We start from the raw sequence: 10,867 nt of genomic DNA, 5'->3' as shown, positions 1-10,867 counted from the left end.
TTTCCTAGCAGTGATACACAACTGCACTATGGCGCATTGCGACGCCGGGGGAGCAGGAGCTATCCACCCCATCGGGTTTAGTGTCCCAAATTTGTGACCGTGAATGGCCAACAATCTAACCATTGGAACTTTGGTCTCAAAGAGGGCAGCACCGTATTTGAGATTGCAACATTGCCACCACTGCAGCGCATCCACCGACGACAAGGCTGAGGCCGACGAAAAAATATAGACCGGATGGCCCGACATAGCTCATCGCAAGCGCTGCTCCGATTGGTCCAACAAATGTCCCCAGATTGTAGCCCGATGACCCCGCTGTGGTAGCCGCAATCAATTCGTGCCCTCCATCCACGAGGCGACCGTGACCCAACGCATAGAGAGGTTGGCCAAGCCCGTTGATCATGACTGCCAGCACTGTAATCGCGAAAAATGAGCTGGGCGCTTGAAACGCAAGAATCAACGCGCAACCCGCCGCAGTCAGGCAAATGAAAGCGCTCGTGCTTGCCCGCCCATAGAGGTCGGCCACCGTGCCGATTGGTAACTGACTAAATGCAGGGGCAATCAGGACGACCGACACGAATAATGCAATCTCAACCGCCGAGAGCCCGAGGCTTTCGGCGTAGATTGCGCCTAGGCCATAAAATGAGCTGCTCAGGAAACCAGCAATGACCGTAAGAGTGAGAGAACAGGGTGAGCATGCAAAGATACCCAATGAGCCTCGCCAGTTTGTGGCTTTGAACTTTGCAGTTGGCGAGTTTGCCATCGTTACTGGAATAATCCCAGCGAGGAAGAAAGCGCCGATCAAGGCAAATGCCGTATGAGTGGAGGCGACGACCAGCAGGATTGGACCTAACGCAACCACCCCAATCCGGATTGCCTCATAAGTTGCCAACATCCGGCCACGGGTAGCCGACGTCGCGAGACCGCTGATCCAACTGTCCATCAACAGGTAATAGGCTCCCAGCCCAATCCCGCCAATGAACCGAAGGTAGAGCCATAGTGTCGGTGAATTTGAAATGGTGAGCGCCCAAACTGAAACCGCAGCCAAGATCGCCGTTGCCGCGAACGCTCGATGATAACCAAGGCGATAAATAACCCGTCCGCCTAACAAAGTTCCAAGGAATGCCCCAAGATACCAAGCTGATGTCATCGCACCAATCAGAGCATTGCTATAACCACCGGAAGACAGCTCCAGAGCGATCAGAGGATAGAGAGCACCTGTACCAATGGCGAAAAGGGGAACGGCACCAAAAAGATGTCTGGCACTCCACGCATGACTAATAAAGGTGTTCGGATTACGGCTAGCCTTCATCATCTTCCTCGCATGCCTCATAGACGGCAAGGCGATTTGTAAGAGCCCTTTGCGACACCCCGAATGCTTGACTATCTAGACTGTAACAGGATCGTGTCCCATCGATTGTTCCGATGAGGAGACCTGCTTCTTTGAGGATCTTCAAATGCTGGGAAACGGTGGATTGTGTGAGTGGTAGAACGTTGACAACCTCACCACAAATGCAATCACCTCTGGCAGCTAGTAGGTCCAGAATTTTGAGCCGTGCAGGGTGTGCCAAGGCTTTGAGCTGAGCAACCAGCCGCTCGTCAGTCACAGAGGATGGCATGGTTCATTCCTTAATCGTCTATCGACGATGTACGATTAAGTGTGAGTGAGGCAGTTTTCAACTTGAGTTAGGAGCTGTCAATCTGGTTGGATTGACCGGCCGCTTTGTCCGCAAAGCTGTCATCTAACTAAAACCCAAATCCCATCCGCATAAATGTACGTAACCCGAATACACCCCGAACATTCACCCTGCTAATAACACCCGTTCGCCGGTCCGGCGCATGGCCCAAAGACATGCGTAAGCCACATAGTGCAGATATCAAATTCCATTATAATTCCGGCGGTTAAAGTAATTTCCAGTGATTACTAACTCAAGCCAGCGAAAGCACCAATTCTCGGCCCAGCTCCGGTGCCGCGTTTTCCAGTGGTGGGCGTAGATTGAGCCAGCGCGCATCGCCTGACTGATGCGCCTTGAGCGATTTGAGTGCGGGGATCAGGCCACCCCTCTGAATGGCCTGCCGGTGCACGTTGATTGCGGGCAGCATGGATTCGGCCGCCTTCCAGTCCTCTTCCGATGCATGGTCGAACATTGCACGGATAGCACCGACATTTGAATTGCAACTGGCCGAGATACACCCGCCACCGCCGACTTTCATTGCGTCGATCAAAAAGCTCTCCGAGCCGGGGAAAACGGATATGCCCGGCGCCGCTTCGATCACGGCCTTCGTGTTCTCCCAATCGCCCGAGCTGTCCTTATAGGCCACGACAACCTCTGGAAACGCCTGGTTGAGACGTGCGGCCAGGGCGGGTGAGATGCCAATGCCCGTATTTTGAGGGATGTGGTAAAGGCAGATTTTCAGCGCATCGGAGGCAACGCCCTCGATCAACTGGCTGAAGTAGCGATAGAGCCCGTCGTCGCTAGCGGTGACATAGAAAAACGGCGGCAGGGTCATGACGGCGGCGCAGCCCAGCTCCACCGCGTGGCGCGACAGGGTCAGAGTTTCTTCCAGCGAATTCAGGCCCGTCCCCGGCATCAATTGGTCCGCCCGTGCCGTGCCTGATGAGATCAGACTTTCTAACATCTCCATCCGTTCGCGCGACGTATTGCTTAGCGCTTCGGAAGTGGTGCCGAACGGTGAGAGATAGTGCGCGCCACCGGCAAGGCAGTCCGCCGCATGCGCCAGATAAAGATCGTCTGCGATGCTCAGATCATCATTGTAGGGTGTCAGGATCGGGGTGATGACCCCTATCATCCGGTTTGTCATTTTGGCGCCTTTCCGGTCAATATCCGCGCGCGGGATCAACTATGTTGGTCAATCTTGCCCCGGCCTGCCAGCGTTTCAGGTTCTCAACGAAGACATCAAAAGATTGCATCGCCCATTCGGCATAAACCGCCGAGCAATGCGGCGAGACGGTCACGTTTTCCAAGCCCCAGATATGGTTGTCAAAGGGCAGCGGTTCGGTCTCGAACACGTCCAGCGCTGCACCCGCAATGATGTTCGCGCGCATCGCGTTGACCAGTGCTGCATCATCCAGCACGCCCCCGCGCGAGACATTCACAAGGATCGCCGTCGGTTTCATCGAGGCGAAGGACCGGGCGTTGATCATGTGGCGCGTTGTGGGCAGAAGTGGCGCCGAGAGCACGATAAAATCTGCCCGATGAAACAGGCTCTGCAGGTCTTGGCTGGCGTGGACTTCATCCACGTTCTCCATCGGTTCAGGCCGCGCGCGCGTGCCGATGACATGCAGGCCGAACGCCTTGGCCCGCGCGGCAACGGCCTGCCCGGTATGGCCCAGACCCACGATCAGCATGGTCTTGCCCGCAAGCGGCGTCATCAGGCGTGCTCCGCGCCATTCACGTTCTTCCTGATCGGTCTGTAAGCCCGGCATATCAAGGGTAAAGTGCAGGATCGACCCGAACACATATTCCGCCATCATGGGGGCTGCCACACCTGCGGAATTGGTCACTGTCACCGCGTCCGGGTCCCATCCGGCCAGGTGATCAACGCCCGAGCCGCCCACCGCTATCCATTTAGGTCCATCCGGCCCTAAAAGAGCGTCGCGGGGAAACCCGGCCCGGCCCCTGAAGCAGATCGAATAGGCGACATCCGGTTTGAACGCGCTTATCATGGTGGGCAGATCTTCATAGCTCTCGCAGGTCGCAACGTCGGCATCCGGCACGCTGTCAGCTAATCGCTTGGCCATTTCCTCGGTTTTGTTGTTGTGGATCAGGATACGGTTCATGGGGCCTCAGGGTGCTGGGGTTACGAGCGCTGCAAGGTCACTGAATTTCGCGCCGGGATCAAGCAATGCGTCACGCATCGCCCAAATCGCTTCAATCCGTTCAGCAGGCAGGGAATACCCGGCCATATGATGCAGCTTTTCCAGAATTTCAGCATCGGACATCGGCGACTCGGGGCCGCCACGGGCATTGACATCGCCCGAGCGCAACACGCGCCCATCATTTAGCGTCACGTCGATATCCGACCATCGACCCTGAGGAAAACGAGCGGAATGGCGCGGCTCTTCGCTGACCGAAATCTTCGGGATCAACGCCGCCACATCCGGGTCCTTCAGACCCTGCCCCGAGATATGTTCCGGGCCGATACGGCCATGCAGCAAAAGCGTTGCCAGCGCAAAAGTCAGTGAATATTGCGCCTGGCTTGTGGTCTCGGGCATACCCGGAAAAAGCCGGGCCGACTCGGCAAAGGTTCGAACAGATAAGGATCGGACATCAGCGGCAACCACACCCTCATTGATCATCAGCGCGCGCAACGCGTCAAGCGCCCCATGCGCCCAGCGACAGACGGGATAGGGTTTGATGTAATTCAGCGCCACGGTCCATGTCTGGCCCAGGTCCTGCCAATGCGGCGCCACCGCCGGCGCTTCGGCGGTGATCGCCGGGGCCCCCTGAAAGCCACGCGTCGCCAGCAACGTGGCCGAGCAGCCAACCAGCGCCCCCATGCCCGAGCCGTCATGCAACATGGTTGGATTGTCAATCTCGCGCATCATCTGGCTGCGGGGTCCGTGATATTCCGAGATGCCTAGGGCATGTCGGAGTGTGTTGTTGTCTGTCCCTGCCAACCGACACCCAAGCGCCGCCACGCCCAAAGCGTTCCACGCCCCCGAGGTGTGATAGTCGTCAACCGTCGCATGCAGGGCAATCCCCGCCCGCGCGGCAACTTCGTATGACATGGCCAGCGCGGTCAGCGCCTCACGGCCAGACAGGTCGGGGTGATGTTCGGCAAAGGCAAAGAGCGCCGGTACCACCGCGACGCCAATATGGCCTTTGGTCGGGTTATACCCGTCATGGCCATCGAGATTGTCGATCTGGGTGGCGACCGCCCAGGCCGCGCCGGGCAGGCTGACCCGACGACCATCAAACAGCATCCTCGCGCCATGCCCCGATGCGCCTGCACCGTGGAAATCAGCAGCAAAATCACGTGCAATCGTCGCAACCTCCAGGTCCACCGCGCCAGCAGCGATGCCAAGCGTGTCGATCAACAGGGTTGAGGCGAAGGTCAAAGCCTCTTCGGGAACAGCAAGTTGCGGGTCCAGAACAAAATCAGCAATCGCGGCGAATTGCCTGTCGTTGGCGCGCGTATTTGTCATGCGGAAAGCCGTTCAAAAAGCTCTCCGAACCCCAACGGCGGATCAGCCGCGCCCAACACTTGCAAGCTCTGGAACATCATCGCCTGATTTGAGGTGACAACCGGTTTGCCAAGGGCACGTTCCAACCGCTCGATGATTTCAGCGCTACGCATATCCGTGCACGAAAGAACAATGGCATCGGCGTCGGGCCTATCCGCGCGCAGGCCAAGATCGTACACGGCGTCGGGCGATAGCGCGCCCTGGCCTTCATTGCCCAGCGGTTCAGCGTGGTCGGCGCGCGAAACGGTTTCAAACCCTTCATCGGCCAGAAAGGCAATCGCGCGGTCATTCAGACTGGGCACGTAAGGCGAGGCAAACCCGATCCGACTGACCCGAAGAACCTTCAGTGCCGCCACCAATGCGCCTGCAGCCGTGACCGTCAGTGCCCCGCTTTGAGATTTGATCTGAGCGGCAAGGTCACGATCAAATGATGGGCCATGCGCCAGCGTCGCGGATGTGCAGCCATAAAGGATTACATCCGGATGCGCGCCCTGAAGCAGGTGCAACGGTTCGTCCAGACTGGATGCGCCAAGCTCTGCCATCTGATTCTCATCGGGGATCTCATCCTCGTCATATCCGCCGATACGGGTGAAATGCAGCGACACGCCAGAGGGCGCCAGCATCATCATGTCAGGTTCGAGGTTGGTGTTGGTGAACGGCACCAATACTCCAATACGGGAGCCTCCGCGGTTCGTCATGACCGGCCCTCCTTGTTGATCCAATCCTTGAGCAGCGAGGCCGCCAGCGCCATGTCATCTGCGACGCCAATGGTCGCCCTTAGGCAATCCGGCAGACCGGCACCGCCTTGCGGCCGCAGAAACACACCCTCAGAGCGTAGATGGCTGTCAGCGCTTTGGGCGGCCTCAGGCGAGGCAAAGCGGATCAGAGCAAAATTGGTAAAACTCTGTAGTGCTGTCAGGCCAAGCCCGGCAATTTGCGCGCAGAAACGATCACGAATGCCTGCCGTCATCGCGCAGGTTTCCCGCATATATGTCTGATCTTCGAGTGCTGCGATGGCCGCAACCTGTGACGCTGCGCTGACGTTGTTGGGATTCAGCAGCTTTCTGACATTGCCAGTGATGGCGGGCGGGAACAGCCCCCATCCAACACGGGCCCCGGCCAAACCATAGGCTTTGGAAAAAGAACGTAAAACGACCGTGTTATCAAGTGCGACCATGTCAAAAACCGGCTCGTTTAGATGATCGGCGAATTCTCCGTAGGCTTCGTCAATCACCAGCATCACATCATCGGCAAGCGCCTGTCTCAATCCGATCAATTCCGAGCGTGGAATGCGTGTGCCGGTAGGATTGCCCGGGTTGGCGACGAAAATGATACGGGTATCAAACATGACTGCACTAATCAGGGCATCCGCATCGGCGGTAAGCTCTCGTTCTGGTGCGGTATCGAACCGCGCACCGGCAGACAGCGTGGCCGTGCGAAAAAACGGGTAGGCGTGAGCAGGGGCAAGTGCGGCATCACCCGGTCCAAGATAGGCCCGCGCGAGACAGCCGATCAAATCGAGCGACCCGTTACCGCAGATGATCTGCGCCGGATCGATGTTGTGAACCTTGCCGATGGCGTTGCGCAGCGCTGTCCAGTCCGGATCGGGATAGAGGTGTTGATCCAACGCAGCGCTCGCAGCGGCCTTGGCAGCGCGCGGGCTTGGTGGGCGGAAGCTTTCATTCTGGCAAAACGAGATCAAAGGTTTTCCCGGCGGGGGCGTCAGATCGGCCAGGGCATAAGCATCCATCGCCGCGACATGGGGCTTCGGGGGGATCATGACGGCTTCTCCTTCTGTGCGCCATAAATCCCGTACGCGCTTTCCGGGCTGATCAACCCATCCGCCAGATCGCGCCGAATGGCTTCCGGATCACGCGCCTCGGGCGGGCCAAACCCACCACCGCCCGGCGTTTCAAGGATAAGCGCTTTGTCTGCGGGAATTCTGAACTCTCCCTTGCTCGGCAGATCCTCCCCGTCCGCGCCAATCCGCATCCTTCCGGCCCTGCCCGCGCCGCCGCCATGACGGCCTGCAGCGGTAAAGCGGATGCGTTCGACGGACAGGAAGGCCAGAAAATCCTCACCCGTAGCCGATGAGATTTCCAGATGCTGGCCAAGGCCACCACGGTACTTCCCCGGACCGCCACTATCGGGCAGAAGCTCGCGGCGGCTGATCAGGATCGGCGCGGTCGCCTCGGTCGGCTCCACCTGACTGCCCCACACACCACTGGGAAATGCCGTAGCCGACAACCCGTCAAGCGTTGGCCGCGCACCAGTGCCGCCATTATAGACAAGCTCCAGCGCGAACCTCGTACCGCCGTCGCGGGCGCCTTCAGGCGTATGGCGCAAGGGCACGTCGTAAAGACATGATGCGCCTTCAGCCGGCACTTTATCCGGCAAGGCTTGCGCAAGGCTGCCATAGACCAGATCGGGTGTCATCTGACCCAGCGAATGCCGCATCGCCACCGGCACCGGATGCTGCGCATTCAGGATGCAGCCGGGCGGGCCGGTTACACGGAACGGTTCCAGCGACCCTGCATTATTCGGAATATCCGGCCCGATGATACAGCGCAGCGCGAAAACTGAATAAGCGGTGGCATAGTTGAGCGGCACGTTGATGCCCTTTTCCGAACAACCTGAGGTTCCGTCAAAATCCAGTAGAACACGATCCTCGGCGACGGTCAGCGTTGCGGCCAATTTGATCGGCTTTTCGTAACCATCCACCATCAACTCACTTCGGTAGACACCACTTGGTACCTCGGCAATCGCCTGCAAAGTGCCGCGATACGACGTGTCGATGATATAATCGGAAAGGGGGTCGAGATCGTCGATCTGAAACTCCTGCATCATCTCTACCAATCGTTTCGCGCCTGTCTCGCAACAAGCGATCAGCGCATAGATATCGCCCTCATTAGCGATAGGTTCGCGCGAATTCACCCGCACGATCTCCATTAGGAGGGTATTGATCTCCCCCCTATCAACAAGCTTGCAGGGCGGGATCATCAGGCCTTCGTCAAAAATATCCGACCCTTCTGGCCCCATGCCCTTGCCGCCCAGATCGGCCAGATGCGAAGTGCACGACGTAAAGCCGACAACGCGACCCTCAAAGAACACCGGTTGCATCAGCAAGAAATCGTTCAGATGGCCCGAAGCCAGCCAGGGATCATTGGTCATGTAAATATCACCGGGCTGCATGTCCTGAACCGGAAAACGCGCGCGCAAATTCTTCACCGCTTCGGCCATGGTATTGATATGGCCGGGTGTGCCGGTCACCGCCTGCGCCAACATACGCCCCCGTATGTCAAAGATCCCAGCCGAGATATCCCCGCTTTCACGCACGATCGGACTGAAGGCCGCACGGATCAGTGCCTGGCCCTGCTCTTCGACCACAGCAAGAAGCCGGTTCCACATCACTTGCAGTCGGGTTTTTGTGAATTCGGTCATGAGAGACCCTCAATGCGTGTGAGAACGATATTCGCATCGCCATCAACCTCGGCGATAAAATCTGCGCTGACATAGGTGGTCGTCTGTGGCTCGGTGATCAGGGCCGGACCAGAAAGATGATCCCCAGGCGTCAAAGCCGCGCGGTCATAGACATCTGCATCCCGGCGAACGCCCGTGACTTCACACAGAATGCTCTGACGGCGTTTCGGCTCGACTGTGCCTGTCCGATTAGGCGCTGCGAGGCTGGTCGGCTCGGAGACATGGCTCGCCAGACGGACTGACCAGTTCAGAATTTCGATCACCATCCCGGGGACCGCGCGGCTGAATTGCCGTGCATATTCTGTCTCGAACGCTGCACGCAGAAATTCTGCGTCTTTTTCTTCAAGATGCCTGTCGGGCAAGGCAATCTCGATTTCATGCCCTTGCCCGTGATAGCGCATATACGCGCTTCGGCTGCAGGTCAGATCACCCATCGGGCTACCAGCGCGGACAACGCTGGTCGCCTCGGATATCATCGCGTCGAAGAACTGGTTCAGACATGCCATATCCAGGGTTTCCAGCCTTTCGTACCGGCTGCGCACGATCTCGAATGAGACAGGTGCATGCAGAAATCCAACTGCCGAGCCGACCCCAGGATCACGCGGCACAACGATGCGGTTAACGCCTGCACGCCGGGCAACCCGCGTGGCATGTAGCGGGCCGTTGCCGCCGAAGGCGATGATGGTGCGGGATCCAAGATCCTTGCCCGACTCGACCGCATGCATGCGAGCCGCACTTGCCATGCTTTCATCAACGATCTCAGAAATACCCAACGCCGCAGCATCGTTGTTCAACTCAAGCGCGGCACCCACGGTTTGCTCTATCGCCCTGTTGGCCGCGCCCATGTCAATGGCAAGCCTGCCTTCCGCAAACCTGGCAGGTTCGATCAAGCCCTGGATGACATCGGCGTCGGTCACGGTCGCATCAGCTCCGCCCTTTCCGAAAGCGGCAGGCCCCGGTTCACTTCCGGCGCTTTGCGGCCCGATCTGCAACCGGCCCAGACGGTCGACATTGGCGATGGATCCACCACCGGCGCCAATCTCGATCATCTCGAGAACCGGGATACGCACCGGCATCCCAGACCCTTTGATGAAACGTTCAGCGCGTGCGATTTCGAACCGGCGGGCGCTTTGAGGTTGGTAGCCGTCAATCAGGCACAGCTTGGCAGTAGTGCCCCCCATGTCAAACGACAGAACCTCGGGCAACGCCAGCGATTGTGCGATCCGCGCGGCCAGCACGGCCCCGCCGGCCGGGCCGGATTCCACCAATCGTATGGGCAATTGCGCGGCGGTCTCTAATGTGGTCATGCCGCCCCCCGCCGTCATCATCAATACCGGGCAATCAAGCCCGCAGGTTTTGAACCGATCTGCGAAATCAGACAGATACCGCGCCATCAGCGGTTGAATATAGGCGTTGGCAATAGTGGTGCAGAGCCGGTCGAACTCGCGCGCTTCCGGGCTGACCTGCGCCGAGATCGAGATCGACACATCCGGCAAGGCGATGGCAAGCTGGTCACGCAGTTGTTCTTCGTGTGCTGCATTGGCGTATGAATGTAACAGACAGATTGCCACAGCCTCGGCATTGCAGGCGCGCAGCGCCTCGGCCAGCTGAGGAATGGCATCATGATCAAGCGGTGCAAGTTCAACACCTTGCGCATCCATACGCCCACGTATAGTAAAGGCTCGCGAGCGCGGCACGATCAGATCGGGTTTCTCGATATTAATATCATATTGGCTGTAGCGCCGCTCATTGGCGATTTCCAGAATATCCCGAAACCCGTCATTGGTGATTGTGGCGACACGTGCACCTTGCTTCTCGATCAGGGCATTGGTTGCAAGTGTGGTGCCATGAATGAAACCGGCGATCTGAGCAAAGGATGCATCCGCGGCGCCCAGGGCATGTTCGACCCCCTCCAGCGCCCCAAGTGTTGGATTGCTTAGCGTGGTCGGTGTTTTGCAGGTTGCGAGCACATCGCACGACGCGCTCATCAGTACGGTGTCGGTAAAGGTGCCACCGATATCGACGGCAATGCGCAATTGAGGCCTGTCTGCCATTCAAAAAATTCCGGGTAAATCAAGTGCGTCTGCGGCACTAGGAGTAGAAAGGGCACGCGTTATCAGCGCATGATCGTCTGTCCGACCCGTTAGACGACCAGGGCAAAACCTTTGGCGCGACGCCCGT

Annotated in this window: 9 protein-coding genes; all 9 read right to left on the bottom strand. The window is 58.2% G+C overall.

Annotation, left to right across the window (positions count from 1 at the left end):
• Window positions 1-136: 136 nt before the first annotated feature.
• The 9 genes from LC334_RS08300 to LC334_RS08260 all read right to left on the bottom strand — a co-directional run bounded on the left by LC334_RS08300 (window position 137) and on the right by LC334_RS08260 (window position 10,740).
• Complete coding sequence (locus tag LC334_RS08300) at window positions 137-1,309, bottom strand: MFS transporter (protein WP_223412918.1); 1,173 nt, start codon at window positions 1,307-1,309, stop codon at window positions 137-139.
• Window positions 1,299-1,616 carry an ArsR/SmtB family transcription factor gene (locus LC334_RS23260; RefSeq protein WP_085799809.1) on the bottom strand — a complete coding sequence of 106 codons (318 nt, stop codon included), beginning with the start codon at window positions 1,614-1,616 and terminating at the stop codon, window positions 1,299-1,301. The genes LC334_RS08300 and LC334_RS23260 overlap by 11 nt, the downstream gene beginning before the upstream one ends.
• A gap of 310 nt (window positions 1,617-1,926) precedes the next feature.
• The gene (locus tag LC334_RS08290; RefSeq protein ID WP_223412917.1) at window positions 1,927-2,808 is read right to left on the bottom strand and encodes a dihydrodipicolinate synthase family protein; all 882 of its coding nucleotides are present in this window, start codon (window positions 2,806-2,808) and stop codon (window positions 1,927-1,929) included.
• Window positions 2,809-2,836: 28 nt separating this feature from the next.
• A complete protein-coding gene (locus tag LC334_RS08285) occupies window positions 2,837-3,799 on the bottom strand; it encodes a D-2-hydroxyacid dehydrogenase (RefSeq protein WP_085799810.1) in 963 nt (320 codons plus the stop codon).
• A 6-nt stretch (window positions 3,800-3,805) separates the two neighbouring features.
• Window positions 3,806-5,167, bottom strand: a complete 1,362-nt coding sequence (locus LC334_RS08280) for an MmgE/PrpD family protein (RefSeq protein WP_085799811.1) — start codon at window positions 5,165-5,167, stop codon at window positions 3,806-3,808.
• Window positions 5,164-5,904: a maleate cis-trans isomerase family protein gene (locus LC334_RS08275; RefSeq protein WP_085799812.1), complete on the bottom strand. Its 741-nt coding sequence runs from the start codon at window positions 5,902-5,904 to the stop codon at window positions 5,164-5,166. Before LC334_RS08275 ends, LC334_RS08280 begins: the two co-directional genes overlap by 4 nt.
• The gene (locus tag LC334_RS08270; protein ID WP_085799813.1) at window positions 5,901-6,986 is read right to left on the bottom strand and encodes a pyridoxal phosphate-dependent aminotransferase; all 1,086 of its coding nucleotides are present in this window, start codon (window positions 6,984-6,986) and stop codon (window positions 5,901-5,903) included. Before LC334_RS08270 ends, LC334_RS08275 begins: the two co-directional genes overlap by 4 nt.
• Window positions 6,983-8,647 (bottom strand): hydantoinase B/oxoprolinase family protein, encoded by a 1,665-nt coding sequence (locus LC334_RS08265; RefSeq protein ID WP_085799814.1) that lies wholly within the window; start codon window positions 8,645-8,647, stop codon window positions 6,983-6,985. The genes LC334_RS08270 and LC334_RS08265 overlap by 4 nt, the downstream gene beginning before the upstream one ends.
• Entirely contained in the window at window positions 8,644-10,740 is a 2,097-nt protein-coding gene (locus tag LC334_RS08260) for a hydantoinase/oxoprolinase family protein (protein WP_085799815.1), read from the bottom strand. Before LC334_RS08260 ends, LC334_RS08265 begins: the two co-directional genes overlap by 4 nt.
• Window positions 10,741-10,867 lie beyond the last annotated feature (127 nt).

Origin of the sequence: Roseovarius aestuarii (assembly GCF_019966515.1) — a bacterium.
Taxonomy (GTDB): domain Bacteria; phylum Pseudomonadota; class Alphaproteobacteria; order Rhodobacterales; family Rhodobacteraceae; genus Roseovarius; species Roseovarius aestuarii.
Note: the sequence above shows the minus strand (reverse complement) of the source record. Positions and strands in the feature narration are given on the sequence as shown.

What these genes read in the sequence shown, in the direction of transcription:
- LC334_RS08300 (WP_223412918.1), bottom strand. Translation starts at nt 1,309, where the DNA reads ATGAAGGCTAGCCGTAATCCGAACACCTTTATTAGTCATGCGTGGAGT.
- LC334_RS23260 (WP_085799809.1), bottom strand. Translation starts at nt 1,616, where the DNA reads ATGCCATCCTCTGTGACTGACGAGCGGCTGGTTGCTCAGCTCAAAGCC.
- LC334_RS08290 (WP_223412917.1), bottom strand. Translation starts at nt 2,808, where the DNA reads ATGATAGGGGTCATCACCCCGATCCTGACACCCTACAATGATGATCTG.
- LC334_RS08285 (WP_085799810.1), bottom strand. Translation starts at nt 3,799, where the DNA reads ATGAACCGTATCCTGATCCACAACAACAAAACCGAGGAAATGGCCAAG.
- LC334_RS08280 (WP_085799811.1), bottom strand. Translation starts at nt 5,167, where the DNA reads ATGACAAATACGCGCGCCAACGACAGGCAATTCGCCGCGATTGCTGAT.
- LC334_RS08275 (WP_085799812.1), bottom strand. Translation starts at nt 5,904, where the DNA reads ATGACGAACCGCGGAGGCTCCCGTATTGGAGTATTGGTGCCGTTCACC.
- LC334_RS08270 (WP_085799813.1), bottom strand. Translation starts at nt 6,986, where the DNA reads ATGATCCCCCCGAAGCCCCATGTCGCGGCGATGGATGCTTATGCCCTG.
- LC334_RS08265 (WP_085799814.1), bottom strand. Translation starts at nt 8,647, where the DNA reads ATGACCGAATTCACAAAAACCCGACTGCAAGTGATGTGGAACCGGCTT.
- LC334_RS08260 (WP_085799815.1), bottom strand. Translation starts at nt 10,740, where the DNA reads ATGGCAGACAGGCCTCAATTGCGCATTGCCGTCGATATCGGTGGCACC.